The following is a 23,980-nucleotide window of genomic DNA, read 5'->3' on the forward strand; positions in this document are numbered from 1 at the left end:
CAGTGCGAAGCACGGAGGTACTTCGATGAACGACATCGCGAACCTGGGCTTGGCCGAAGCCGCGCGCCTGGTGCGCGCGCGCAAGGTCTCGCCGGTGGAGTTGGTCGAGGCCTCGCTCGCGCGCATCCGTGCCCACGACGGCGTGCTCAGGTCCTTCATCACCGTGTTCGAGGAACAGGCGCTGCAGGTCGCGCGCGCGGCCGAGATGCTGTCGGCCGCGGGCCACGAGCTCGGCCCGCTGCATGGCGTGCCGCTGGCGCTCAAGGACAACGTCGCGCTGCGCGGCAGCCGCACCACGGCCGGCAGCAAGCTGCTGGCCGACTGGGTGCCCGAGGCCGACGCCACTGTCGCCACGCGGTTGCGCCAGGCCGGCGCGCTGTTCATCGGCAAGACCAACATGCACGAGTTCGCCTGGGGCGGCACCTCGGCCAATCCGCACTACGGCGCGGTGCGCAACCCCTGGGACACCGAGCGCTTCCCGGCCGGCTCCAGCGGAGGCTCGGCCGTGGCGGTGGCCGCGCGCCTGTGCTTCGGCGCCATCGGCACCGACACCGGCGGCTCGATCCGGCTGCCCTCGGCCATCAACGGCATCGTCGGGCTGCGGCCCACCTATGGCCGGGTCAGCAACCACGGCGTGATCCCGCTGGCCTGGAGCATGGACACGGTGGGCCCGATGGCCCGCAGCGTGGAGGACTGCGCGCTGATGTTCGGCGCCATCGCGGGCTTCGATCCGAAGGACGCGGCCAGCGCGCCGCGCGCGGTGGACGACTACCTGCAGGACCTCGAGGGCGGCTGCCGCCACCTGCGCATCGGCATCGTGCCGGGTTACTTCTTCGAGCACCTGCAGGCGCCCGTGCACGACGCCGTGAAGGCCGCGATCGCGGCCTTCGTCGAACTGGGCGCGCAGGTGGTCGAGGTCGACATCGGCCACATCCACGGCAACATCTCGGCCCAGCTCACCATCGAGTCGGCCGAGCCCAGCACCTACCACCAGCGCAGCCTGCGCGAGCGGCCCGGCGACTACGGCGACGACGTGCGCACCCTGCTGGAGGCCGGCGAGATGCTGCTGGCCACCCACTACCTGCAGGCGCAGCGCTACCGCGCGCTGTTGCGCGCCGAGTTCCTCGAGGCCTTCCGCCGCGTCGACGTGTTCGTCTGTCCCTCGCTGCCCTTCGCGGCCACGCGCATCGGCGAAACCAGCGTGGAGATCGAGCCGGGCCGGCCCGAGGACATGCTGTCCGCGATCATGCAGTTCACCGGCGTGGCCAGCCTCACGGGGCTGCCCTCGCTCAACGTGCCCTGCGGCTTCGATCCCGACGGCCTGCCGATCGGCATGCAGCTGATCGGCCGGCCCTTCGCCGAGGCCGCGCTGCTGCGCGCGGGCCATGCGTTCCAGCAGGCCACCGACTTCCACCGCCGCGCGCCCGCGCTGGCCTGAAAGCGCCAACCACCCACCGACTGGCCGCGCCAGCACATCGCGATGGCGCTGCGAGCCAAGCCGCGAAGGCGGCGCTTCTATACCTTCGATGTCGGCGTCTTCCTACAGGCCGACCCCTTTCCCATCCCCAACGAACGGAGCCTCCACACCATGCCGAACACCGATCTGCACTACCTCGAACTGCTCGAAGTCGGCCGCCTGATCCAGTCGAAGGAACTCTCGAGCGTCGAGGTCACGCAGGCCCAGCTCGATCGCATCGGGCAGGTCGACGGCGGCCTGCGCAGTTATGTGCGCGTGATGGCCGATTCGGCGCTGGCCGAGGCCAGGCGCGCCGACGCCGAGATCGCGCGTGGCGAATCGCGCGGCCCGCTGCACGGCGTGCCGGTGGCGGTGAAGGACCTGTGCTGGACCGCCGGCGTGCCCACGGCCGCGGGCATGACGCTCTACCAGGACTTCGTGCCCGAGGTCGACGGCACCGTGGTGCGCAAGCTGCGCGAGGCCGGCGCGCCGATCCTCGGCAAGCTGCAGCTCACCGAGAGCGCCTATGCCGACCACCATCCGAGCGTGTCGCCGCCGGTCAATCCGTGGAACGCGGCGCACTGGCCGGGCGTGTCCTCCAGCGGCTCGGGCGTGGCCACCGCGGCGGGCCTGTGCTACGGCTCGCTGGGCACCGACACGGGAGGATCGATCCGCTTTCCCTCGGCTGCCAACGGCCTCACCGGCCTGAAGCCGACCTGGGGCCGCGTGAGCCGCCACGGCGCCTTCGAGCTCGCCGCCACGCTCGACCACATCGGCCCGATGACGCGCAGCGCGGCCGATGCGGGCGCGATGCTCGGCGCCATCGCGGGCGCCGACGCGAACGATCCCACCGCCAGCCTGCTGCCGGTGCCCGACTACCTGGCCGACATCGGCCGGGGCCTGGCCGGGCTGCGCGTGGGCATCGACCTGCGCTGGGCCACCGAGGGCGTGGACGCGCCGACGCGCGAGGTCTTCGATGCCGCCGTCGCCGCGGTGAAGACGCTGGGCGGCGAACTGCGCGAGGTGCGCTTTCCCGATCCGGCGCAGGCGCTGGCCGACTGGTTCCCGCTGTGCGGCATCGAGGCCGCGGTGGTGCACGAGAAGACCTATCCGGCGCGCAAGGAGATGTACGGCCCGGCCGTGGCCGGCCTGATCGAGCTGGGGCTGGCGCAAAGCGGCACCGACTACCAGAAGATCGTGCTGCACCGCCACGACTTCAGCGGCCGCGTGCGCGCGATGTTCGAGGACATCGACCTGCTCTTGATCCCGGCCACCGGCATCGCTTCGCCGACCATGGAGCGCATGGCGCAGATGGGCGTCGACGCCGAGCTGATGGCCGCGATGCTGCGCTACACCTGCCCGTTCGACATGACCGGCAGCCCCACGATCACGCTGCCCGGCGGCTTCACGCCCGCGGGCATGCCGGTGGCCTTCCAGTTCGTGTCGCGCCACTTCGACGAGGCGCTGCTGGTGCGCGCCGGCGCGGCCTTCCAGCAGCTCACCGACTGGCACCGCCGCCATCCCGCGCTGTGAGCGCCGCGGGCTTCCCATTCCTTCGTTCTCCCTCGTTCTTTTTCTCTTCCCTCGAAAGCACCACCATGACACTACGCAATGCGCTTCTCTCCCTGGGCTGCACGCTGGCGCTGGCCACCTCGGCGATGGCCGCCGATCCGCTGAAGATCGGCCTGATGGAAGACGTCTCGGGCGACCTCGCCGTGCTCGGCAAGCCCAAGCTCAACGGCTCGCTGCTGGCCGTGGAGGAGATCAACAAGGCCGGCGGCATCATGGGCCGGCAGATCGAGCTGATCCATCTCGATCCGCAGGGCGACAACGCGCGCTACCAGGAGTTCACGCGGCGCCTCCTGAGCAAGGACAAGGTCGACCTGCTGATCGGCGGCATCACCTCGGCCTCGCGCGAGGCGGTGCGCCCGATCGTCGACCGCACGCAGACGCCGTACTTCTATACCAACCAGTACGAGGGCGGCGTGTGCGACGCCAACATGATCAGCATGGGCGCGGTGCCCGAGCAGCAGTTCTCCACGCTGATCCCCTACATGGTCCAGACCTTCGGCAAGAAGGTCTACGTGGTGGCGGCCGACTACAACTTCGGCCAGATCTCCGCCGAGTGGAACCGCACCATCCTCAAGGACCTGGGCGGCACCGTGGTGGGCGAGGAGTTCATCCCGCTGGGCGTGTCGCAGTTCGCGCAGACGATCCAGAACATCCAGAAGGCCAAGCCCGACTGGCTGCTGATGCTCAACGTGGGTGCGGCGCAGGACTCCTTCTTCGAGCAGGCCGCGGCCGCCAAGCTGAACCTGCCGATGGGCTCGTCGGTGAAGGTGATGCTGGGCTTCGAGCACAAGCGCTTCGCGCCGCCCGCGCTCAACCGCATGCATGCCACGGCCAACTGGTTCGAGGAGATCGACACGCCCGCGGCCACCGAGTTCAAGAAGCGCTGGCATGCCAAGTTCCCGAACGAGCCCTACATCAACGACATGGGCTACAACGCCTACAACGCGCTCTACATGTACAAGACGCTGGTCGAGAAGGCCAAGTCGACCAAGCTGGCCGACCTGCGCAAGGTGATCGCCGCCGGCGACGCCTGCATCGAGGCCGCCGAGGGCAAGGTCTGCATCGATCCCAAGAGCCAGCACGTGTCGCACCAGATGCGGCTGATCTCGGTCGACGACAAGCATGCGGTGAAGGTGCTCAAGGACTACGGGACCATCCAGCCCTACTGGCTCGGCCAGATCGGCTGCGACCTGACGAAGAAGAACGACCGCAAGCAGTACACGCCCTCGGACCTGCCGAAGAAGTCCTGAGCGCGTTTGCAGCAGCCAGCCACTGACCGGGAGCCGCGGTGTTCGCCGAAATCTTCTCCTTCCTCTACCAGTTCGCCGACGTGTTCGCGTTCCTCATCCTCTCGGCGGCCGGCCTGGCCGTGGTGTTCGGGATGATGGGCGTGATCAACATGGCGCACGGCGAGTTCATCATGTGCGGCGCCTACGTCACCGTGGGCCTGGTGCACGGCGGGCTGCCGCTGCCGCTCGCGCAGCTGTGCGGCACGCTCGCGGCCGGCCTGATCGGCATGGCCGTGGAGTGGAGCCTGGTGCGCAAGCTCTACAAGCGGCCGCTCGACTCGCTGCTCGCCACCTTCGGCCTGAGCCTGATCGTCACGCAGGGCATGCTGCTGGTGTTCGGCTCCACGCTCGCGGGCGTGGGCACGCCCGAGGGCAGCTTCAGCGTGGGCGGCTACAGCTTCTCGGTCTACCGGCTGGTGCTGTTCGCGGCCGCGGTGGCGGTGCTCGGCGGCATCTACCTGGTCTTCATGCGCACCCGCTTCGGCGTGCATGCGCGCGCCACCATGCAGAACGCCTCGATCGCGCAGGCCACCGGCGTGCGCGTGGGCCGCGTGTACGCGCTGAGCTTCGGCATCGGCGCCGGTCTCGCGGGGCTGTGCGGCGCGCTCTATGCGCCCACCATGACCCTGATCCCGACCATGGGCGCGGCCTTCCTGGTCGAGAGCTTCGTCACGGTGGTGGTGGGCGGCGCCAACGTGCTGCTGGGCACTGCGCCGGCCGGCATCCTGCTCGCGGTCATCCGCACCGGCCTCAACGGCTGGGGCGGCCAGATCGTGGGCCAGATCGGAATGCTGCTGGCGGTGATCGTGGTGATCCGCATCCTGCCCGAAGGGGTGTCGGGCTGGCTGGCCCGGCGCACCCGCTGAACGGCGTCTTCCCCTGCACGGAGTCCTTCTCGCATGTTCCAACTCATCAACGGGCCGCAGACGCTGGGCGCCAGCCGCGTCTTCTGGCTTCCCTTCCTCGCCGTGCTGGTCCTGGTGCTCGCGTACCCGGCCGTCGCCGATTTCTACGACGTCGGCAACATGGCCTACCTGCTGACCTGGACCTTCATGGCCATGGGCCTGTGCCTGGTCTGGGGCTACGGCGGCATGCTGTCCTTCGGCCAGACCTTCTTCTTCGGCGTGGCCGGCTACGGCTACGGCGTGCTGGCCACCAACCTGGGCGGCGAGTCTGGCACCACCTTCCTCGCGCTGGCGCTGGCCCTCGGCCTGGCCGCGCTGGCGGCGGCGGTGCTCGGCTACTTCATGATCTGGGGCCGCGTGGGCGGCGTGTTCTTCGGCATCGTCACCTTGTCGGCCACGCTGGTGCTGGCCTTCTTCCTCGGCCAGACGGCCGGGCCCGAATGGCACATCGGCAACGCGCGGCTCAACGGCTTCAACGGCATGAAGGACATGGCGCCGCTGAACATCCCGTGGTTCGGCGGCGAGCCGCTGTTCTTCGAGGGCGTGGCGCTGTACTACCTGGTGGTGGCGCTGATCCTCGTGGTCTACCTGGGCCTGCGCATCCTGCTGAACTCGCGCTTCGGCAACGTGGTGGTGGCGGTGCGCGAGGACCCGCAGCGCGCCGAGCTGCTCGGCTACGACGTGCGCAAGTACCAGCTCGCCACCTTCGTGATCGGCTCCGTGCTGGCGGGCCTGAGCGGCGTGCTCTACACCTCTTGGGGCCAGTTCATCACGCCCGCGAGCATCGGCCTGCCGGCCGCGGCGATGCCGATCGTCTGGGTCGCGTTCTCGGGCCGCGGCGACATCACGGCCACGCTGGTCGGTTCCTTCCTCGTGCTCTGGGCCTTCCAGGCGCTGACGGTCTACAGCCAGCAGGCGGCGCTGCTGCTGATGGGCGCGATGCTGCTGTGCACCGTGATGGTGGCGCCGCAAGGCTTCGTGATCGGCGTGGCGAACACGGCGCGGCGGCTGTTCGCGCGGCGCGGCGCAACCAAGCCCGCGGCGCCGTCGAAGCTGCCCGAAGCCACGACCGCGGAGGTGCGCGCATGAGCGATGTCCTGTTGCAGACCCACGGCCTGTCGAAGCGCTTCGGCGGCCATGCGGCGGTGTCGGAGGTCGACCTCTCGGTGCGCTGCGGCGAGATCCATTGCCTGATCGGGCCCAACGGCGCGGGCAAGAGCACGCTGTTCAAGCTGATCGTCGGCACCCACGAAGCGAGCGAGGGCCGCATCGAGTTCCAGGGCCGCGAGGTGACCGGCGAGCGGCCCTACCAGCGCGTGCAGCAGGGCATGAGCATCAAGATGCAGGCGCCCAGCGTGTTCCGCGAGCTGCCGGTGCGGCAGAACATCCACATCGCGCTGCAGCACCATGCGCGGCTGGCCGAGCTGCGGCGCGAGGAGGACCGGCTGCTCGAGCTGCTGGACCTCGCGGCCGATGCCGACAAGCCCGCGGGCGAGCTGGCGCACGGCCAGCAGCAGTGGCTGGAGATCGGCATGGCGCTGGCGCTCAAGCCGGTGCTGCTGCTGATGGACGAGCCCACGGCCGGGCTGTCGCCCGAGGAGACCTTCAAGACCGGCGAGCTGATCCAGAAGCTCAATGCCGAGGGCATGACGGTGCTGGTGGTCGAGCACGACATGGCCTTCATCCGCCAGATCGCGCAGCGCGTGACCGTGCTGCACTTCGGCAAGGTGTTCGCCGAGGGCTCGATCGCCGAGGTGATCGCCGATCCGCGCGTGGCCGAGATCTACCTGGGGAAGACGCATGAACACCACTGAGACCGTGCTCGAGATCCGCGGCCTGCAGGCCGGCTATGGCGCCACGCCGATCCTCCAGGGCGTCGACCTGGCGGTGGGCAAGGGCGAGATCGTGGCGCTGATCGGGCGCAACGGCGTGGGCAAGACCACCACCATGCGCTGCCTGATGGGCCTGCTGCGCACGCGCGGCGGCGGCATCCGCTTCCTGGGGCGCGACATCGAGACGCTGTCCAGCGATGCGCGCGCGCGGCTGGGCATCGGCTATGTCCCGCAGGGGCGCGAGGTGTTCCCGCGCATGACGGTGGCCGAGAACCTGATGGTGGGCGAACTGATCGGCGGCCCGCGCGGCAAGAAGCAGCCCGAGCTGGTCTACCAGTACTTCCCGCGCCTGGCCGAGCGGCGCGACCAGCTCGCGGGCACCATGTCGGGCGGCGAGCAGCAGCAGCTCGCCATCGGCCGCGCGCTGGTGGGCAACCCGGCGCTGATGCTGCTCGACGAACCCTCGGAAGGCATCCAGCCCTCGATCGTGCAGCTGATCTGCGACGTGCTGCGCGCCATCCGGCGCGACCTGGGCACCACCATCCTGTTCGTCGAGCAGAACCTCGACACCATCCTCGACGTGGGCGAGCGCGCCTACGTGATGGAGAAGGGCCGCATCGTCGGGCGCATCGAGCCCGGCGCCATGAACGCGCAGGCGGTGCGCGAGCACCTCTCGCTGTGAAGCAACCCACAAGGAGACCCATTCCATGAGCTGGCTCGAACGATCGATCATGCAGACGCGCGGCGAGGGCCGTGCGCGCAGCATTGCCACCCACGAACTCACCGAGGCGAAGCAGGGCACCTACCACTTCACCATCGGTCCCTACACCCAGCCCGTGCTGACGGTGAAGCCCGGCGACCGCATCGTGGTCGAGACGCGCGATGCCTTCGACGGCAAGGTCAGGACCGAGCAGGACCTGCCCTCGAAGGTGCTGACCATGCCCTTCGTCAATCCGCAGAACGGCCCGATCATGGTCGAGGGCGCCGAGCCCGGCGACGCGATCGCGGTGCACATCGAATCGATGGCGCCGCGCGGTCCGAATCCGCGCGGCACCTGCTGCATGATCCCGGACTTCGGCGCGCTGAGCGGCACCGCCTTCACCGCGCTGCTGAACCAGCCGCTGCCCGAGACCGTGCGCAAGATCGACGTGGACGAGGAGGGCGTGTACTGGAGCAAGCGCGTCACGCTGCCGTACCGCCCGCACATCGGCACCCTCAGCTGCTCGCCCGAGCTCGATTCCATCAACAGCCTCACGCCCGACCAGCACGGCGGCAACATGGACCTGCCCGACATGGGCCCGGGCAGCATCACCTACCTGCCGGTGCGCACGCCGGGCGGGCGGCTGTTCATCGGCGACGCCCATGCCTGCCAGGGCGACGGCGAGGTCTGCGGCACCGCGGTCGAGTACCCGAGCCTCACGACCATCCGCGTCGACCTGATCAAGGGCTGGAAGCTCGAGTGGCCGCGGCTGGAGACCGAGGCCATGATCATGGCCATCGGCAGCGCGCGCCCGCTCGAGGACGCCACCCGCATCGCCTACAAGGAACTGGTGCTGTGGATGGAGGCCGAGTACGGCTACGACCGCTGGGACGCCTACATGATGCTGAGCCAGTGCGGCAAGGTGCGGCTGGGCAACTTCGTGGATCCGAAGTACACGGTGGGGGCGGGGATCTCGAAGGAGTATCTGGCGCCCTGAGTCCCCTCAGGCCGCGGGCCTGGCGCGCCGCTTCGGCGCTATCGTCGCGGCCGCGCGCCGCACCGCCTCGGCGAACTCGGCGAGGATCGGCGGGCGCTCCATGCCGTCGCGGCGGAAGAACAGGCCGAAGGACGGCAGGCTCACCTTCGGCGCGATGGCGAGCCGGCGCACGCCGCCGCGCGCGATCTCGTCGATCGCATGCTCCAGCCGCACCGCGCACAGCAGCGACGGATCGCGGCGCAGCACCGCGCCGACCGTGACCGACGACAGGGCCTCGACGACCGGCATCGGCGGCGTCGCGCCATCGTTGAGGAAGGCCGTCATGAAGGCCTGCCGTACCAGCGTCTCGCGCGGCGGCAGCACCCAGGAGGACTGGGCCAGTTCGGCCCAGCGCAGCTTGCGCCGGGCGCCGTCGTCGTTGCCGGGGTGAGCGGTGGATGCGAGCACGCAGAGCTCGTCCTCGAGCAGCACCACGGGCTCGAGCCGCGGCGCGATGTCGCTCGCGGACAGCTCGGGCGTGATGGCGCCGAAGACGCAGTCGAGCTCGCCCTCGAGCAGCCGCTCGATCAGTTCGTGGACGCGGCCCTCGCGCAGCAGCACGGCGGCGCCCGGCAGCCGCCGGCGCAGCTCGGCGATGGCGGCCGGGATGGTGGCGGTGACGGAGGGCGCGCCGACCCGCAGCACCGCCGCGGCGCCGCCCTGCAGCGCGTCGACGTCCTCGGTGGCACGCGAGAGTTCGTTGAGCACCGCCCGCGCGCGGAACACCGCGCTCGCGCCCAGCGCGTTGGCGTGAATGCCCTGGTGGCTGCGCTCGAACAGCCGCGCGCCGAAGCAGCCCTCGATCTCGCCGAGCATCTTGCTGATCGCGGGCTGGCTCAGGTGCAGCCGCGCCGCCGCGCCGCGCATGGTGGCGGTCTCGGAGAGCGCGGCGAGCAGTTCGAGGTGCCTCAGGCGAAGCTTGCGCACGAGATGGTGGGTCTTGGCGTCCATGGGCGGTCCCGGTGTCGGAGGCGATAGCTGATCGTGATCGCTCCCTCACGATTATCGAATTTTCAAGAATAGGGGAAGGGGATAAGGTCCGGGCCGATGAATACCGAGACAACGACAGAGACAACCGGTCCGGCGGCACCGCTTTCGGGCGTACGCGTGATCGACATGGGGCAGTACATCGCCGGCCCGGGCGCGGCGATGGTGCTGGCCGAGCTGGGCGCCGAGGTGGTGAAGATCGAGCCGATCGCGGGCGACCAGGCGCGTCACATCGGGCGCTACGGCGAGTCGATGATCCGGGCCTACAGCCGCGGCAAGCGCTCGATCGCGCTCGACCTCAAGAGCGAGGCCGGGCGCGCGGTCGCGTGGCGGCTGATCGAGGGCAGCGACGTGCTGATCCAGAACCTGCGCCCGGGGGCGGTGGAGGCCCTGGGCTTCGGGCCGGAGCCGGTGCGCGAGCGCTTCCCGAAGCTGATCTACCTCTCGATCTCGGGCTTCGGCAACCGCGGGCCCTCGAGCGCGCGTCCCGGCTACGACGTGGCCGCGCAGGCCGAAAGCGGCCTGATGTCGGTGACGGGCGAGCCGGACCGGCTGCCGCAGAAGGTGGGCGTGCCGGTCATCGACGCGGCCGCGGGGCACCTGGGCGCGCAGGCGGTGCTGGCGGCGCTCTACGGCCGCACGCGCACCGGCCGGGGCGAGACGCTGCGCACCTCGCTGCTCGAGGTGGCGCTGCACCTGCAGGCCACCACCTGGTGCGACTACCTGGGCGGCGCGCCCGAGCCGACGCGCATCGGCGACGGCCAGCCGAACAACGCGCCGGCCGCGGAGGTGGTGCCCACGCGCGACGGGCACATCGTGCTGTCGGCCTATGCGGACGAGCACTGGGCGCGCTTCTGCCGCGTCGTGGGGCGCGAGGCGCTCGCGGACGATCCGCGCTTTCGCAGCAACGCGCTGCGCGTGCGGCACCGCGCCGAGCTGCGCGCGGTGCTGCGCGAATGCCTGTCCGCGTTCACGAGCGAGGAGTGCGTGGCGCTGCTGAGCCGCAACCAGATCGTCGTCGGCGCGGTGCGCAGCTACCGGCAGGTGCTCGACAGCGAGGACGTGCGGGCCAGCGGCATGCTGGTCGACGCGGTCGCGGCCGACGGCAGCCGCTACCCCTCGCTGGCGCTGCCCTACAGCCTGGGCGAGGCGCCGCGCGCCCGGCCGCGCGCCGCGTCCGCCTGTGGCGAGGACACCGACGAGGTGCTGGGCGCGTTGGGCTTCGGCGCGCAGGAAATCGCCCAACTGCGCCGCGATGGCGCCGTGGCCTGAGCGCCGGATGAGAGAGGAAAACGCCATGGACACGTTCACGCAAGAAGGCGAAGCCGCCGTCGTCCAGACGCTGCCGCTGTTCGAGATGATGCGCATGCGCGCCGCGACCACCGCGCGCCGCCATCCGCGGCTGGGCTTCGCCGCGACGGAGCCCGGCACCGGGATGCGCTGGGTCAACCAGTTCACCCACACGCACCGCCGCCTGGGGCCGGAGGACCGGGAGGTGGTGAGCCCGAACAACGACACCGTCTACAGCAACGCCTGGCTCGACCTCCGCGAGGGGCCGGTGGTCATCGAGTCGCCCGACATGGGCGAGCGCTACTGGACGCTGGGGCTGCTCGATGCCTGGACCAACCCCTTCGCCTACGTGGGGCGGCGCACCACCGGCAACCGGGCGCAGCGCACGCTGGTCCATGGGCCGGGCTGGCGCGGCACCGTGCCCGCGGGCATCACGCACACGATCCGCGCGGCCGGCGACGACGTCTGGCTGATCGGCCGCATCCTGGTGGAGGACGACGGCGCCGATGCCGAGCGCGTGCGCGCGCTGCAGGCGGGCTTGCGGCTCGTGCGCCTCGATGGCGCCGACGCGGCGATGCGCGTGGACACCGTGCTCGACGGCCGCGACACGCGCATTCCCGCGCCCGACCTGTATCGCCAGGTCGTGGACGCCGCGCTGCGGCGCAATCCCGTGCCCGAGGGCGAGCGGCTCGCATGGCCGCCCGCGGCCGGTGCGCTCGAGGCCGCGCTGCCGGCCGTCTACGAAGGCCTGCGCAACGCCGGCCAGCCGCACGACCTGGGCGGCGGCTGGGCCATCCCGGTCATGGTGCGCACGCACTGGGGCGAGGACCTGCTGACGCGCTCCCGCATCGCGCGCAACTTCATCGGTGCGCTCGGCATCGACGAGGCGATGTACCCGACGGCGGAGGTCGACGCGCGGGGCGAGCCGCTCGATGGATCGCGGCGCTACGAGCTGCGCTTCGCGCCGGGGCGGGCCCCGAAGGTGGGCGCCTTCTGGTCGCTCACGATGTACCGTCGCAGCGACTGCCTGTTCGTGGCCAACCCGATCGCGCGCTACTCGATCGGCGACCGCACGCCGGGCCTGCGCCACGAGGCCGACGGCAGCCTCGCGATCCGGCTGCAAGCCGACGATCCGGGGCCGGGCGCGAACTGGCTGCCGGCGCCGCGCGACGAGCGCTTCTATGTCGTGCTGCGGCTCTACCAGCCGCATGCCGACCACCTGGCGCTGCGCTTCGACTATCCGCCGATCCGGCAGGCCTGAGACTCGACGAACGAACACACTTAGAAAAATGGAGACGACACGCATGACGACCCTGAACCGCCGCCACCTTCTCGCCGCAGCCGCCGGCCTGGCGATGCCCTGGAGCGCACCGGCTTTCGCGCAGGCCTGGCCCGCGCGGCCGATCCGCATGATCTCGCCCTACGGCGCGGGCGGCTCCAACGACATCCTCACGCGCGTGCTCGGTGACTTCCTCGGGCGCCAGCTGGGCCAGGGCATCGTGGTCGAGAACAAGGCGGGCGCGGGCACGCGCATCGCCAACGACTTCGTGGCCAAGGCGCCGCCCGACGGCTACACGCTGCTGCATGCCGCCGCGCCGATCGCCATCGGCGAGGCGCTGTACAAGGACCTGCCGTACGACGTGCACAAGAGCTTCGCCGCCATCGCCAGCACCGCGATCGCGCCGCTGTTCCTGGTGGTCAATGCCCAGGCGCCTTACAAGACGCTGGCCGAGTTCGTGAAGCATGCGAAGGCGCAGCCCGGGGGCGCCACCTTCGGCTCGCCGGGCGCGGGCTCCGCGCCGCACCTGACGGCCGAGCTGCTGCTGCGCGCCGCGGGCGCCAAGGGCGTGGTGGTGCAGTACCGCGGCGACGCGCCGGCCTACACCGAGCTGCTGGCCGGGCGCATCGACGCCACGCTGACCGCCATCTCGACCGCGGTGCCGCACATCCAGGCCGGCAAGCTGCGGGTGCTGGGCGTGGCCAACGAGGAGCGTTCGCCGCTGTACCCCGATGCGCCCACCCTGCGCGAGCAGGGCCTGCCATCGGTCGTGGGCTACGGCTGGTACGGCATGCTGGCGCCCGCGGGCACGCCGGCGGCGGTGGTCGAGCGGCTCAATGCCGAGATCAACGCGGCCGTGGCCGACGCGGACGTGCGCCGCAAGGCCGAGGCCGCGGGACTGCAACTGCGTGGCGGCAGCGCCGCCGAGTTCAGCGCGTTCATCGGCAGCGAGACGCGCAAGTGGGCCCAGATCATCAAGGCCGCGAACATCACGGCCGAGTGAGCTAGACCACGCCGTCGAACATCATCACGTCGACCTCGTCGCCCGCCGCCACCGGGCCCTGGTCGTGGTGCAGCACCACGAGCCCGTTGGCCTCGACCATCGAACTGAGCACGCCCGAGCCCTGGTTGCCCGCCACCCGCACCTCGGGCAGCGCGCCGGGCACCGACTGCACGAAGCCGCGCTGGTACTCGGTGCGGCCCGGCTTCTTGCGGATCGGCCCGAGGCTGCGCGCGCGCAGCAGTGGCGGGTGCGCGGCGGCCGCGGCATGGCAGCCCATCATGCGCAGCAGCGCGGGCCGCACGAAGGCGAGGAAGGTGACCATCACGGCCACGGGATTGCCGGGCAGGCCGAACAGCACGGCCGCTTCGTGGCCCTGGGGCTCGCGCGGGATCAGGCCCACGGCCATCGGCCGGCCCGGGCGCATCGCGACGCGCCAGAAGGCAATGTCGCCGAGCTGCTGCATCACCTCGCGCGTGTGGTCGGCCGCGCCGGCGCTGACGCCGCCGCTGGTGACGATGGCATCGGCTTCGCGCGCCGCGCGCTGCACGGCGGCCGCCAGCGAGGCGGGATCGTCGCGCACCAGGCCGAGATCGATGACCTCGCAGCCCAGCCGCTCGAGCAGGGCGGTGACGGTGTAGCGGTTGCTGTCGTAGACCGCGCCCTCGCGCGGCGCGTCGCCGACCTCGAGGATCTCGTCGCCGGTCGACAGGCAGGCCACGCGCAGCCGCCGCAGCACCGGCACGCCGGTCAGGCCCAGGCTCGCGACCATGCCGAGCGCGGCCGGCGACAGCCGCTGGCCGCGGCGCAGCGCGGGCTGGCCCTGCATCAGGTCCTCGCCCGTGAGGCGCCGGTTGTCGCCGCGGCGCACCACGCGCGCGGGGAAGCTCAGGCGATCGTCCTCGACGCGGCAGAACTCCTGCGGGATCACGGTGTCGAGCCCGGCGGGCATGACGGCACCGGTCATGATGCGCACCGCGTCGCCCGCGGCCAGCGCGCCGCGCCAGGTGGCACCGGCCAGCGCGGTACCGACGATGCGCAGCGAGACCGAGGCATCGCTGGGCGCGTCGTCGCGCAGCAGCGCGCCGTCGAAGGCGAAGCCGTCCATGGCGGAGTTGTCGTGCGGCGGCACGCTGACGGGCGAGACGATGTCCTCGGCCAGCACCCGGCCGAGCGCCTGGCGCAGGCCGAGCTGCTCGCGCTGCGCGACGACGGCGCCCTCGACCAGCCGCTCGATGAAGCCGCGCACGCCGTCGACGCCGAGGTCCTGGGGGTCGTGGCAGGCGAGGCCGGCGGCGATGTCGGCGATGCGGCCCATCGGTGCGCTCATCCGCCGATGTAGCTCATCTCGACGCGGCGCTGCGCCTGGGCGCCGCCGTCGTCGGGGCCGCGCAGCGCGCGCAATTCCGAGTAGCGGTCGGCGCGGCCCTGCCAGACATGGCCGATGGCCGAGGCGATCTCCTCGTCGCTGGCGCCGCCGCGCAGCAGCGGGCGCAGGTCGTGGCCGGCGCTCGCGAACAGGCACAGGTAGAGCTTGCCCTCGGTCGACAGCCGCGCGCGGCTGCAGTCGCGGCAGAAGGCCTGCGTGACGCTGCTGATGACGCCGATCTCGCCGCGGCCGTCGGCATAGGCCCAGCGCTGGGCGGTCTCGCCGGCCACGCTGGCCTCGAGCGGGCGCAGCGGGAATTCGGCGCCGATGCGCGCGACGACCTCGGCCGAGGGCAGCACCTCGTCCATGCGCCAGCCGTTGGTGGCGCCGACGTCCATGTACTCGATGAAGCGCAGCACGACCCGGCCGTCGAGCCGGTCGCGGAAGTGGCGCGCCATCGGCAGGATCTCCTGCTCGTTGGTGCCGCGCTTGACCACCATGTTGACCTTGATCGGGCCCAGGCCCGCGGCATGCGCGGCCTCGATGCCGGCGAGCACGTCGGCGACGGGAAAGTCGACGTCGTTCATGTGGCGGAACACGGCGTCGTCGAGGCTGTCGAGGCTGACGGTCACGCGCTGCAGGCCGGCGGCTTTGAGCGCGGCGGCCTTGCGCTTGAGCAGCGAGCCGTTGGTGGTGAGGGTGAGCTCGAGCGGTTCGCCCGCGGGCGTGCGCAGCGCGGCCAGTTGCTCGATCAGGCCCTCGATGTTCTTGCGCAGCAGCGGCTCGCCGCCGGTCAGCCGGATCTTGCGCACGCCGTGCGCGGCGAACTGGCGCGCCAGCCGCGTGATCTCCTCGAAGCTCAGCAGCGCGCTGTGCGGCAGGTACTGGTAGTCCTTGTCGAACACGTCCTTCGGCATGCAGTAGCTGCAGCGGAAGTTGCAGCGGTCGGTCACGCTGATGCGCAGGTCGGTCAGCGGCCGGCCCAGGCGGTCGTGCAGCGCGCCGGTGGCGGGCAGCGCGATCCCGGGCACGGCGAGGGCCGCGCGCTGGCGGCCGATCTCGGCGATCGGGATGACGGTGCTGTGGCTGCTGCGGTTGTTCATGGGGCGGAAGCTCCGATTTTGCGCCATGGGCCAAGGGCCCGTGCCACGCAGGCTACTGGATCGCGCCGCCGCGGACCTTGCCCGCGGTCAAGCTTCGGCGATTCGGGCCCGGTTCAGCCGCGGCAGAGCTTGAGGTTGGTGCGGGTGGCGCGCACCACGGGCAGGTAGATCTCGGCGTCGGCCGGCGGGTACTCCTCCTGGATCTTCTCGTCGCTCTTGCCCGCGCTCTCGGCCAGCGGCGCCAGGGTCTGCAGGCAGGCGGCGCGGTCGCCGAGCTTGTACTGGGTCAGCGCGAGGTCGTTGCGCATCCAGCCCTTGCTGATCCAGTCCAGGGTCTTGTCGCATTCGGTGAGCACCGGTGCCAGCGTGGTGAGGGCGGCGGCGTAGTCGCGCGCGTCGTAGCGGCGCTTGAAGCCCTGGCGCGAGGCGGCCACGGCGCGGTCGGTGCAGGCCGGGGCCGGCCGCGTGTAGGTGCCCTCGAAGGTGGCGCGGGCGCCGCAGTTGTCGCGGCACTGGTCGGCGCCGTTGGTGCCGACCTTGACGGTGCCGCCGTCGACGCTGAAGTTCACCACGCAGCTCGAGTCGTCGAGCTTCGCCGTGCCACGCGCCAGCGTGCCGTCGAGTGCGCAGGTGTGGGCGTTGGCGCCGATGGTGGTGATGTCGAAGTGGCCGTTGGGCTTGATGCGCAGCGCACCGTTGCCGCCCTGGTAGATGTATTCGCCGGGCGGCGGCGAGGCGAACTCGGCGCGAACGAGGCCGGCGGCGGCGAGCGCGAGCACGGGAAGGAGGCGGACGAAGGGCAGGGGGCGTGGAGCGTTCATCGGGCGTTCTTTGCGCAGGCGGCGACGGCTCGGCCAGTGTATCGGCCGCGCCCCGCCTGGCGGGTTCTCGCCATTCCCATGCAGCCTGTCTGGACGTGGACAATGCGAACAATTATCATTTGTGCGCCTGAGTACGTAGCGAATGGACGACGCAAAGGGCTTCTTTCAACCAGGAGCTTTGTCATCGTGCCCTACGTTCTTCCCGCCTTGCCCTATGCCTTCGACGCGCTCGAACCCCATATCGACGCGCAGACGATGGAAATCCACCACGGCAAGCACCACCAGACCTACGTCAACAACCTCAACGCCGCGCTGAAGGACACGCCGCACGAAGGCCAGCCGGTCGAGGCGCTGATCGCCGGCGTCGAGCAACTGCCCGAAGCCCTGCGCGCCCCGGTGCGCAACAACGGCGGCGGCCACGCCAACCACGGCCTGTTCTGGACCGTGATGGCGCCCGTGGGCCAGGGCGGCGGCGGCGCGCCCGAAGGCGAGCTCGCCAAGGCCATCGATGCCGACCTCGGCGGCTTCGAGGCCTTCAAGGACGCCTTCACCAAGGCCGCGCTCACGCGCTTCGGCAGCGGCTGGGCCTGGCTCACGGTCACGCCCGCCGGCAAGCTGGCGGTGGAGAGCAGCGGCAACCAGGACAGCCCGCTGATGCGCGGCATCGGCTCGGGCAATGTGCCGATCCTCGGGCTCGACGTGTGGGAGCACGCCTACTACCTCAAGTACCAGAACCGCCGCCCCGAATACATCGCGGCCTTCTACAACGTCGTGAACTGGGCCGAGGTGGCCCGTCGCCATGCCGCGGCGCTGCGCGGCGGAAATTCCGGCGCATGAACCCCGACAGCCCCGAGCAACCGGCAGCGGCTCCCGCCATGCACGGCCCGCGTCCCGCCCGCAGCGCGCGCGAATGGCTCGGGCTGGCGATCGTGGCGGCCGGCGCGGTCGTCGTGGTCGCGCACTTCTGGCGTTTCGTGACCGCCGACCTGGTGGTCTGGAACGCGTTCCTCGGCGGCTCGGTGGCGGCCTTCGCCACGGCGCTGGGCACCACGCCGGTGATCTTCTCGCAGCGCCTGCCCGACCGCGTGCAGGACACGCTGTTCGGCTTCGGCGCCGGCGTGATGCTCGCGGCCTGCGCCTTCTCGCTGATCATTCCGGGCCTCGCGGCGGCCAAGTCGATCGGCGTCTTCGGCGGCGGCGACTGGGCCGCCGGCGGCGTGATCGGCGGCGCGATCCTGCTCGGCGGCATCGCGCTGATGGTGATGGACCGCGTGCTGCCGCACGAGCATTTCATCAAGGGTCGCGAAGGGCAGGCGGCGCGCCAGATCCGGCGCACCTGGCTGTTCGTTTTCGCGATCGCGCTGCACAACGTGCCCGAGGGGCTGGCAATCGGCGTCGGCTACGCGGCCAACAATGGGCTGCGCGCCGACGCGCTGGCCACCGGCATCGCGATCCAGGACGTGCCCGAGGGCCTGGTGGTGGCGGTGGCGCTGCTGGCCGCGGGCTACAGCCGCACTTTCGCCGTGCTGATCGGCATGGCCTCGGGCCTGGTCGAGCCGTTGGGTGCGGTGCTCGGCGCGGCCGTGGTCGGCCATTCGGCGATGCTGCTGCCCTGGGGCCTGGGCTTCGCGGCGGGCGCGATGCTGTTCGTGATCAGCCACGAGATCATTCCGGAATCGCACCGCAAGGGGCACGAGGCCTTCGCCACCGGCGGGCTGATGGTCGGCTTCGTGCTGATGATGCTGCTCGACACGGCGCTGGGCTGAGCCGCTTCGGCGCGCAAGAAAAAAACGCGGCGGGCCTGGCGGTCCGCCGCGTTTTTTCCTGAAGGGAGGCGATCTCAGCCGTGCTTCACCGCCACCGTCTTCAGCGTGGTGAAGCCGTACAGCGCCTCGAAGCCCTTCTCGCGGCCATAGCCCGAGGACTTGACGCCGCCGAAGGGCAGCTCGACGCCGCCGCCGGCGCCGTAGTTGTTGATGAACACCTGGCCGCTGCGCACGCGCCTGGCCATGCGGAACTGGCGCGCGCCGTTCTCGGTCCAGATGCCGGCGACCAGGCCGAACTGGGTGGCGTTGGCGAGCGCCACCGCTTCGTCTTCATCGGCGAAGGCCATGGCGGCGAGCACCGGGCCGAACACTTCCTCCTGCGCGAGGCGGTGGGTCACCGGCACGTCGCGCAGCAGCGTGGGCGCCTGGTAGAAGCCGGTCTCGGGCGCTTCGTCGACCACGATGCCCTGCGCCACCATCGGGATGCCGGCCACCTGCGCGTCGCTGAGGAAGTCCCACACGCGCTGCTGCTGGGTCTGTCGGATCAGCGGGCCGACATCGAGGTCCATCGCGGCCGGGCCCACGCGCAGTGCCTCGAAGGCATGGCCCAGGCGTTCGAGCAGCGGTTCGTAGATGGCCTGCTCGACCAGCACGCGCGAGCCGGCCGAGCAGGTCTGGCCGGCGTTCTGCACGATGGCGTTGATCAGCACCGGGATCGCGGCGTCGAGGTTGGCGTCGGCGAAGATGATCTGCGGGCTCTTGCCGCCGAGCTCGAGCGTGACCGGGCAATGGCGCTCGGCCGCCACCTGCTGGATCAAGGTGCCGATCTTCGGGCTGCCGGTGAAGCTGATGTGGTCGATGCCCTCGTGGCGCGCGAGCGCGTCGCCCACCTCGTGGCCGTAGCCTGTGACGATGTTGAGCGCGCCGGCCGGGAAGCCGACCTCGGCCGCGAGCTGGGCCACGCGGATCAGCGACAGGCAGGCGTCCTCGGCCGGCTTGACCACGCAGACGTTGCCGGCCGCGAGCGCGCCGCCCACGCTGCGCCCGAAGATCTGCATCGGGTAGTTCCACGGGATCACGTGACCGGTCACGCCGTGCGGCTCGCGCCAGGTGAAGACGCTGTAGCCGTCCTGGTAGGGGATGGTCTCGCCGTGCAGCTTGTCGCAGGCACCGGCATAGAACTCGAAGTAGCGCACCAGCGCGAGCGCATCGGCGCGCGCCTGCTTCACGGGCTTGCCGCAGTCGCGTTGCTCGATGGCCGCGAGCTCGTCGACGTGTTCGGCGATCTTCTGCGAGAGCTTGAACAGCAGCCGGCCGCGGTCGGCCGCGCTGACCTTGTGCCACACGCCCTCGAAGCAGTCGCGCGCGGCGCGCACCGCGCTGTCGATGTCGGCGGCATTGCTGCGCTGGATTTCGTCGTAGGGCTGGCCGTCGGAAGGGTCGATGACGGGGAGGGTGCGGCCGGAGGCCGAGGGAACGTCGGCGTTGGCGATGAAGTTGAGCTGCATGGGCCGGGATTCTGCGCGAAGCGGCGAAACCCCGCGCGGCGGTCAGCGCCCGGCCGCGGCCCTGGGCAGCGCCTTCACCGCATCGAGCATGCGCTCGACATGCTTGTCGGGATTGAGGTTCTGGTAGTAGGAGGCGACCTTGCCGTCGGGCGCGATCACGTACGACAGCCGGTTGGCGAAGTCGGGCCGGGTCTGCATCACCGCGTCGAAGGACTGGATCACGCTCTTCGACTCGTCGGAAGCCACCGGAAAGCGGCTCTGGCAGGACTTGACCGAGAACTTCGACAGCGTGTCGATGTCGTCGGCCGAGACGCCGATCACCGTCGCGCCCAGGGCCGCGAACTGGTCGATGGCCTCGGCGAAGGCATGGGCCTCGATCGAGCACTCGTTCGAGTCGGCGGCCGGAAAGAAGTACAGCACCACCGGGCCCTTGGCGAGCGCATCGGCCAGCGAGTAGCGGAAGGTCTTGCCGCCGAGCGCCGCGGTGGCGGTGAAGCGGGGCGCGGGGTCGCCGATGTCGAGCGCGGCGTGGGCGGGTGCGCAGAGTGCCGCCGCGGCCAGGGTGAGGGTTCCGAATGCCGCGCGCGAGAAGGTCGGAAGTTGCATGGCGGTGTGCTCCGGTCGCTGTGGGGGCGGATTCTAGGACGATGCCGCCGCCGAAACCGGCGCGGCGTGCGCGCCGTACCCGCTGCAGGGGCCGCGCTCGAAAAGAGGGAAGATGCGGCCCCGGGAGCGCGCTCATCGCGCCGATGGTGGGGAAGGACGGAAGAAATGACGAATGCCTGGATCCGGCGCGCGCTGCGCCTCGTGTACGCCCTCGGCGTGGCCGCGGCGCTCGCCGCCTGCGGTGCGCTGCCGCCCGCGCGCGAACGGCCCGCCGAGCATGCCGCGGCCTTCGATCCCTCGACCCGGCTGGCGAGGATCGCCGAGGCCTCGACGCCGCCCGGCGAGCACTCGGGCTTCCGGCTGATGCCGCTGGGCGTGTATTCGCTCGACGCGCGCATCCAGCTCGCGCAGCGGGCCCAGCGTTCGCTCGTGGTGCAGTACTACCAGCTCGAGAACGACGCCACCGGCCGGCTGCTGCTGCGTTCGCTGCGCGAGGCGGCCGCGCGCGGCGTGCAGGTGCGCCTGCTGGTCGACGACCTCTACACCATGAAGAGCCAGCAACTGCTGCTGGCGCTGGCCGCCGTGCCCAACGTGCAGGTGCGGCTGTTCAACCCCTTCTGCTGCGGGCGCGGCGGCGGGTTGCTGTCGCGCTTCGCGGCCTCGCCGCTGGAGATCGCGCGGCTCAACCACCGCATGCACAACAAGCTGTTCATCGCCGATGGCGCGATGGCCGTGGTGGGCGGGCGCAACATCGCCGACGAGTACTTCGTGCTCAGCGAGGCGCAGAACTTCATCGACATGGATGCGCTGGTGGTCGGCAAGGTGGTGCCGCAGCTCGAATCGATCTTCGACACCTACTGGAACAGCCGGCAGGTCTGGCCCGTGGCCGACATCGTGACGGGCGAGGGTGGCCGTGCGCCGGCAGCCGCCGATTTCGACGCCTGGATCGGCATGGCCGCGCCGCCGCCGAGGATCGTGCTGCCGCCGGTCGACATCCTCGGCTACGGGCCGATCGCCGAGGAGCTCGACGCGGGCCGCATGGGCCTCTTGTGGGGCGAGGCGCGGGCCATCGCCGATCCGCCGACCAAGCCGACCACCATGACCGCCGAGGAGGCCATCGCCACCAGCGTGACGATGAAGGTCTGGACCCTGATGCTCGACGCGCAGAGCGAGGTCGACCTGACCTCGCCCTACCTGGTGCCGGGCGAGCGCGGCATGGCGGCCTTCGAGGAGCTCACGAAGCGCAAGGTCAAGCTCACGCTGCTGACCAACTCGCTGGCCGCCAACGACGAGCCGCTGGTGCACACCGGCTACGTGCGCTACCGCGAGCGGCTGCTGCGCAGCGGTGCCGACGTCTACGAGCTGAGCCCCAAGCGCACCAGCGCGGGCGAGCGCTTCGGCATGTTCGGCAAGTCGCTGGGCCGGCTGCATGCCAAGACAGCGGCCATCGACAAGCGCCGCATCTTCATCGGCTCGATGAACCTCGACCCGCGCTCGGCCAGCCAGAACACCGAGATGGGCGTGGTGGCCGACAGCCCGCAGCTCGCGCGCGAGATGCTGCGCGTGATCAACATCAGCAAGCTGCAGAACTCCTACCGGCTGCGGCTGGCCAAGGGCACGGGCACCCTGGAATGGCTCACGACCGATGGCGAGAAGGAGCTGATCCTGACCGCCGAGCCCGAGTCGGATTTCTTCCAGCGCTTCTACAACATGCTGATCGCCCCGATCGTGCCCGAGATGCTGCTGTAGCCTCGGGGGATGGCGCAGACCTTCACGTCCCTTTCCGCCCCGCAGGTGATGCTGTGGGGGCTGCTGTTCTTCGGCGGCATCTACCTCGGCTTTGGCGCGCTCAATGCCCTGCTGACCCGGCGCGTGCTGCCGGCGCTGGGCATCGGCCGGGTGCTCGACCCGCGGCCGCTGCAGCCCGGGCAACTGCGGCGCGAGCTCACGCAGTCGGGCATCTCGGTGCTGATCTTCGGGCTCGGTATGGTGTTTCCCTGGGGCCTGCTGCAGCTGGGCTGGGCGCGGCTCGATCCGGATGCGGGCTGGCGCCAGGTCGTGGCCGAGATCGTGGTGCTCGCGCTGTGGAACGACGTGCACTTCTGGCTCAACCACCGGCTGCTGCACACGCGCTGGCTGCGGCGCTTCCACGGGCCGCACCACCGTTCCTTCGTGACCACGCCCTGGGCCACTTACAGCTTCCATCCGCTGGAGGCCGCGATGCTCGGCAACGTGATCCTGCTGCCGATGGTGCTGCACGACTTCAGCTTCTGGTCGCTGGCCTCGGTGCCGGTGTTCAGCCTGTTCTTCAACAGCGTCGGGCATTCGAACTACGACTTCTTCCCGCGCGTGTCGTACAGCCACTGGTTTGCGGCCAGCCGGCGCCATCACCTGCACCACGCCTGCCACAACGGCAACTACGGCTTCCAGTTCACCTTCATGGACCGGCTGTTCGGCACCCGCATCGCGGCCGACGCGGCCGAGCCGTTGTTCCGGGGCTTTCGCGACAGGCAGCGCGGCCGTGCGGCCACGCACGATGGCAGGCCGGCCTGAGATGCCGCGGCTGCGTCACTGGCGCGACTGGCAGAGCCTGTTCTATCTGGCGGCCTTGCCGGCGCTCGCCGCCTGGCAATGGGTGCATGGGTTCAGCCTCTGGCTCTATGCGCCGATGCTGTTCCTCACGCTCGGCGTCGGCGTGATCCACCACAACCACGTGCACCTGCGCATGTGGCGCGGCCGGCGCATGAACCGGTTGACCGACTTCTGGATCACGCTGCTGCAGGGCCATCCGACCTTCGTGTTCTGGCCCGCGCACGTGGCCAACCATCACCGCCATCGCCATGGCCCGAAGGACGTGGCGCGCACCTACCGCTTCGGCGGCGACACCAACCACCTGCGCGGCTACCTGCTGCATCCGTTCCAGGCGGTGTGGGTGCTGTTCCCGCTGTTCATGGCGTGGCTGGGGCGGCTGTATCGCCATCGGCGCGGGGCCTGGCGCTACTGCATGGCGCAGTACGCGCTGTGGCTGGCGAGCTGGGCCGTGCTGCTCGCGCTCGACTGGCGCAAGGCGCTGGTGTTCGTGATCCTGCCGCAACTGCACGGTCTGCACTGGCTGCTGGCCACCAACTACCTGCAGCACGCGCATGCCGACGGCCGCCGGCCCGCACGGGGGGCGCGCGGCGATACCCCGGGTACTCCGCTGAACTACGCGCGCAATTTCGAGGGCTGGGTCAATCCGCTGCTGTTCAACATCGGGCTCCACACGGCGCACCACGAGAACCCGCATGCCCATTGGTCCGAGCTCACGCATCTGCATCGCACGCATTACCGCGCGCGCGTCGATCCGTCGCTCAACGAGGGCGGGCTGGTGCCGTACATGGCGCGCGTGTTCGTGCTCGGCGCGCTCTGGCCGCGATGGCGCAGCCGACCGCTGATGCCGGGCGATTCCTTCACTTCCTGAC

General features: G+C 70.7%; 22 protein-coding genes. 16 read left to right on the forward strand and 6 right to left on the reverse strand.

The annotated features are described in order from the left end of the window. Positions 1-25: 25 nt before the first annotated feature. The 8 genes from ACODT0_RS22090 (at position 26) to ACODT0_RS22125 (ending at position 8,751) form a co-directional block, all read left to right on the forward strand. Complete coding sequence (locus tag ACODT0_RS22090) at positions 26-1,438, forward strand: amidase (protein ID WP_489042272.1); 1,413 nt, start codon at positions 26-28, stop codon at positions 1,436-1,438. Positions 1,439-1,588: 150 nt separating this feature from the next. Next, on the forward strand, positions 1,589-2,989 hold the full coding sequence (locus tag ACODT0_RS22095) for an amidase (protein WP_395347712.1): 1,401 nt from the start codon (positions 1,589-1,591) through the stop codon (positions 2,987-2,989). Positions 2,990-3,054: 65 nt separating this feature from the next. Further along, positions 3,055-4,278, forward strand: coding sequence for an urea ABC transporter substrate-binding protein (locus ACODT0_RS22100; RefSeq protein WP_057592525.1), 1,224 nt, complete (start codon positions 3,055-3,057; stop codon positions 4,276-4,278). Between the two features lie 38 nt (positions 4,279-4,316). Beyond that, positions 4,317-5,183 carry an ABC transporter permease subunit gene (locus tag ACODT0_RS22105; RefSeq protein WP_057592524.1) on the forward strand — a complete coding sequence of 289 codons (867 nt, stop codon included), beginning with the start codon at positions 4,317-4,319 and terminating at the stop codon, positions 5,181-5,183. Between the two features lie 33 nt (positions 5,184-5,216). Beyond that, complete coding sequence (locus ACODT0_RS22110; RefSeq protein ID WP_489042273.1) at positions 5,217-6,311, forward strand: branched-chain amino acid ABC transporter permease; 1,095 nt, start codon at positions 5,217-5,219, stop codon at positions 6,309-6,311. Continuing rightward, positions 6,308-7,036, forward strand: coding sequence for an ABC transporter ATP-binding protein (locus tag ACODT0_RS22115; RefSeq protein ID WP_261213865.1), 729 nt, complete (start codon positions 6,308-6,310; stop codon positions 7,034-7,036). The genes ACODT0_RS22110 and ACODT0_RS22115 overlap by 4 nt, the downstream gene beginning before the upstream one ends. Then, on the forward strand, positions 7,023-7,736 hold the full coding sequence (locus ACODT0_RS22120) for an ABC transporter ATP-binding protein (protein WP_422097225.1): 714 nt from the start codon (positions 7,023-7,025) through the stop codon (positions 7,734-7,736). Before ACODT0_RS22115 ends, ACODT0_RS22120 begins: the two co-directional genes overlap by 14 nt. A 25-nt stretch (positions 7,737-7,761) precedes the next feature. Continuing rightward, entirely contained in the window at positions 7,762-8,751 is a 990-nt protein-coding gene (locus ACODT0_RS22125) for an acetamidase/formamidase family protein (protein WP_489042274.1), read from the forward strand. 6 nt (positions 8,752-8,757) lie between these two features. Here ACODT0_RS22125 and ACODT0_RS22130 read toward each other — a convergent pair whose 3' ends face one another. Continuing rightward, complete coding sequence (locus tag ACODT0_RS22130; protein WP_489042275.1) at positions 8,758-9,741, reverse strand: LysR family transcriptional regulator; 984 nt, start codon at positions 9,739-9,741, stop codon at positions 8,758-8,760. A gap of 96 nt (positions 9,742-9,837) precedes the next feature. On the opposite strand from ACODT0_RS22130, the gene ACODT0_RS22135 reads away from it, so the two are divergent. The 3 genes from ACODT0_RS22135 to ACODT0_RS22145 are packed head-to-tail and all read left to right on the forward strand — an operon-like array spanning position 9,838 to position 13,349. Further along, positions 9,838-11,049, forward strand: a complete 1,212-nt coding sequence (locus tag ACODT0_RS22135; RefSeq protein WP_489042276.1) for a CaiB/BaiF CoA transferase family protein — start codon at positions 9,838-9,840, stop codon at positions 11,047-11,049. 25 nt (positions 11,050-11,074) lie between these two features. Then, positions 11,075-12,328, forward strand: a complete 1,254-nt coding sequence (locus tag ACODT0_RS22140) for a DUF1254 domain-containing protein (protein WP_489042277.1) — start codon at positions 11,075-11,077, stop codon at positions 12,326-12,328. A gap of 43 nt (positions 12,329-12,371) precedes the next feature. Then, the gene (locus ACODT0_RS22145; RefSeq protein ID WP_489042278.1) at positions 12,372-13,349 is read left to right on the forward strand and encodes a Bug family tripartite tricarboxylate transporter substrate binding protein; all 978 of its coding nucleotides are present in this window, start codon (positions 12,372-12,374) and stop codon (positions 13,347-13,349) included. Position 13,350: 1 nt separating this feature from the next. Here ACODT0_RS22145 and moeA read toward each other — a convergent pair whose 3' ends face one another. From moeA to ACODT0_RS22160, 3 genes are all read right to left on the reverse strand, one after another. After that, positions 13,351-14,664: a molybdopterin molybdotransferase MoeA gene (moeA, locus tag ACODT0_RS22150; RefSeq protein WP_489042305.1), complete on the reverse strand. Its 1,314-nt coding sequence runs from the start codon at positions 14,662-14,664 to the stop codon at positions 13,351-13,353. Positions 14,665-14,672: 8 nt separating this feature from the next. Next, on the reverse strand, positions 14,673-15,818 hold the full coding sequence (gene moaA / locus ACODT0_RS22155; protein ID WP_057592516.1) for a GTP 3',8-cyclase MoaA: 1,146 nt from the start codon (positions 15,816-15,818) through the stop codon (positions 14,673-14,675). A gap of 113 nt (positions 15,819-15,931) precedes the next feature. Beyond that, a complete protein-coding gene (locus ACODT0_RS22160; RefSeq protein ID WP_261213851.1) occupies positions 15,932-16,639 on the reverse strand; it encodes a hypothetical protein in 708 nt (235 codons plus the stop codon). A 186-nt stretch (positions 16,640-16,825) separates the two neighbouring features. Between ACODT0_RS22160 and ACODT0_RS22165 the strand changes: the two genes are divergently transcribed. Next, the gene (locus ACODT0_RS22165) at positions 16,826-17,476 is read left to right on the forward strand and encodes a superoxide dismutase (RefSeq protein ID WP_489042279.1); all 651 of its coding nucleotides are present in this window, start codon (positions 16,826-16,828) and stop codon (positions 17,474-17,476) included. A gap of 38 nt (positions 17,477-17,514) precedes the next feature. After that, positions 17,515-18,405, forward strand: a complete 891-nt coding sequence (locus ACODT0_RS22170) for a ZIP family metal transporter (RefSeq protein ID WP_489042306.1) — start codon at positions 17,515-17,517, stop codon at positions 18,403-18,405. Between the two features lie 74 nt (positions 18,406-18,479). Here ACODT0_RS22170 and ACODT0_RS22175 read toward each other — a convergent pair whose 3' ends face one another. Both ACODT0_RS22175 and ACODT0_RS22180 read right to left on the reverse strand, forming a co-directional pair. Beyond that, positions 18,480-19,913, reverse strand: a complete 1,434-nt coding sequence (locus ACODT0_RS22175) for an aldehyde dehydrogenase family protein (RefSeq protein WP_057592513.1) — start codon at positions 19,911-19,913, stop codon at positions 18,480-18,482. 42 nt (positions 19,914-19,955) lie between these two features. After that, the gene (locus ACODT0_RS22180; protein WP_261213847.1) at positions 19,956-20,519 is read right to left on the reverse strand and encodes a peroxiredoxin; all 564 of its coding nucleotides are present in this window, start codon (positions 20,517-20,519) and stop codon (positions 19,956-19,958) included. 165 nt (positions 20,520-20,684) lie between these two features. On the opposite strand from ACODT0_RS22180, the gene ACODT0_RS22185 reads away from it, so the two are divergent. The 3 genes from ACODT0_RS22185 to ACODT0_RS22195 are packed head-to-tail and all read left to right on the forward strand — an operon-like array spanning position 20,685 to position 23,979. Continuing rightward, positions 20,685-22,268, forward strand: a complete 1,584-nt coding sequence (locus ACODT0_RS22185) for a phospholipase D family protein (RefSeq protein WP_489042280.1) — start codon at positions 20,685-20,687, stop codon at positions 22,266-22,268. 9 nt (positions 22,269-22,277) lie between these two features. Beyond that, positions 22,278-23,072: a sterol desaturase family protein gene (locus ACODT0_RS22190; protein ID WP_296789204.1), complete on the forward strand. Its 795-nt coding sequence runs from the start codon at positions 22,278-22,280 to the stop codon at positions 23,070-23,072. After that, entirely contained in the window at positions 23,056-23,979 is a 924-nt protein-coding gene (locus tag ACODT0_RS22195) for a fatty acid desaturase (protein WP_489042281.1), read from the forward strand. Before ACODT0_RS22190 ends, ACODT0_RS22195 begins: the two co-directional genes overlap by 17 nt. Position 23,980: the final 1 nt, after the last annotated feature.

Source organism: Variovorax sp. FG153, from assembly GCF_057809595.1.

What these genes read in the sequence shown, in the direction of transcription:
- ACODT0_RS22090 (WP_489042272.1), top strand. Translation starts at nt 26, where the DNA reads ATGAACGACATCGCGAACCTGGGCTTGGCCGAAGCCGCGCGCCTGGTG.
- ACODT0_RS22095 (WP_395347712.1), top strand. Translation starts at nt 1,589, where the DNA reads ATGCCGAACACCGATCTGCACTACCTCGAACTGCTCGAAGTCGGCCGC.
- ACODT0_RS22100 (WP_057592525.1), top strand. Translation starts at nt 3,055, where the DNA reads ATGACACTACGCAATGCGCTTCTCTCCCTGGGCTGCACGCTGGCGCTG.
- ACODT0_RS22110 (WP_489042273.1), top strand. Translation starts at nt 5,217, where the DNA reads ATGTTCCAACTCATCAACGGGCCGCAGACGCTGGGCGCCAGCCGCGTC.
- ACODT0_RS22115 (WP_261213865.1), top strand. Translation starts at nt 6,308, where the DNA reads ATGAGCGATGTCCTGTTGCAGACCCACGGCCTGTCGAAGCGCTTCGGC.
- ACODT0_RS22120 (WP_422097225.1), top strand. Translation starts at nt 7,023, where the DNA reads ATGAACACCACTGAGACCGTGCTCGAGATCCGCGGCCTGCAGGCCGGC.
- ACODT0_RS22125 (WP_489042274.1), top strand. Translation starts at nt 7,762, where the DNA reads ATGAGCTGGCTCGAACGATCGATCATGCAGACGCGCGGCGAGGGCCGT.
- ACODT0_RS22130 (WP_489042275.1), bottom strand. Translation starts at nt 9,741, where the DNA reads ATGGACGCCAAGACCCACCATCTCGTGCGCAAGCTTCGCCTGAGGCAC.
- ACODT0_RS22135 (WP_489042276.1), top strand. Translation starts at nt 9,838, where the DNA reads ATGAATACCGAGACAACGACAGAGACAACCGGTCCGGCGGCACCGCTT.
- ACODT0_RS22140 (WP_489042277.1), top strand. Translation starts at nt 11,075, where the DNA reads ATGGACACGTTCACGCAAGAAGGCGAAGCCGCCGTCGTCCAGACGCTG.
- ACODT0_RS22145 (WP_489042278.1), top strand. Translation starts at nt 12,372, where the DNA reads ATGACGACCCTGAACCGCCGCCACCTTCTCGCCGCAGCCGCCGGCCTG.
- moeA (WP_489042305.1), bottom strand. Translation starts at nt 14,664, where the DNA reads ATGGGCCGCATCGCCGACATCGCCGCCGGCCTCGCCTGCCACGACCCC.
- moaA (WP_057592516.1), bottom strand. Translation starts at nt 15,818, where the DNA reads ATGAACAACCGCAGCAGCCACAGCACCGTCATCCCGATCGCCGAGATC.
- ACODT0_RS22160 (WP_261213851.1), bottom strand. Translation starts at nt 16,639, where the DNA reads ATGAACGCTCCACGCCCCCTGCCCTTCGTCCGCCTCCTTCCCGTGCTC.
- ACODT0_RS22170 (WP_489042306.1), top strand. Translation starts at nt 17,515, where the DNA reads ATGCACGGCCCGCGTCCCGCCCGCAGCGCGCGCGAATGGCTCGGGCTG.
- ACODT0_RS22175 (WP_057592513.1), bottom strand. Translation starts at nt 19,913, where the DNA reads ATGCAGCTCAACTTCATCGCCAACGCCGACGTTCCCTCGGCCTCCGGC.
- ACODT0_RS22180 (WP_261213847.1), bottom strand. Translation starts at nt 20,519, where the DNA reads ATGCAACTTCCGACCTTCTCGCGCGCGGCATTCGGAACCCTCACCCTG.
- ACODT0_RS22185 (WP_489042280.1), top strand. Translation starts at nt 20,685, where the DNA reads ATGACGAATGCCTGGATCCGGCGCGCGCTGCGCCTCGTGTACGCCCTC.
- ACODT0_RS22190 (WP_296789204.1), top strand. Translation starts at nt 22,278, where the DNA reads ATGGCGCAGACCTTCACGTCCCTTTCCGCCCCGCAGGTGATGCTGTGG.
- ACODT0_RS22195 (WP_489042281.1), top strand. Translation starts at nt 23,056, where the DNA reads ATGGCAGGCCGGCCTGAGATGCCGCGGCTGCGTCACTGGCGCGACTGG.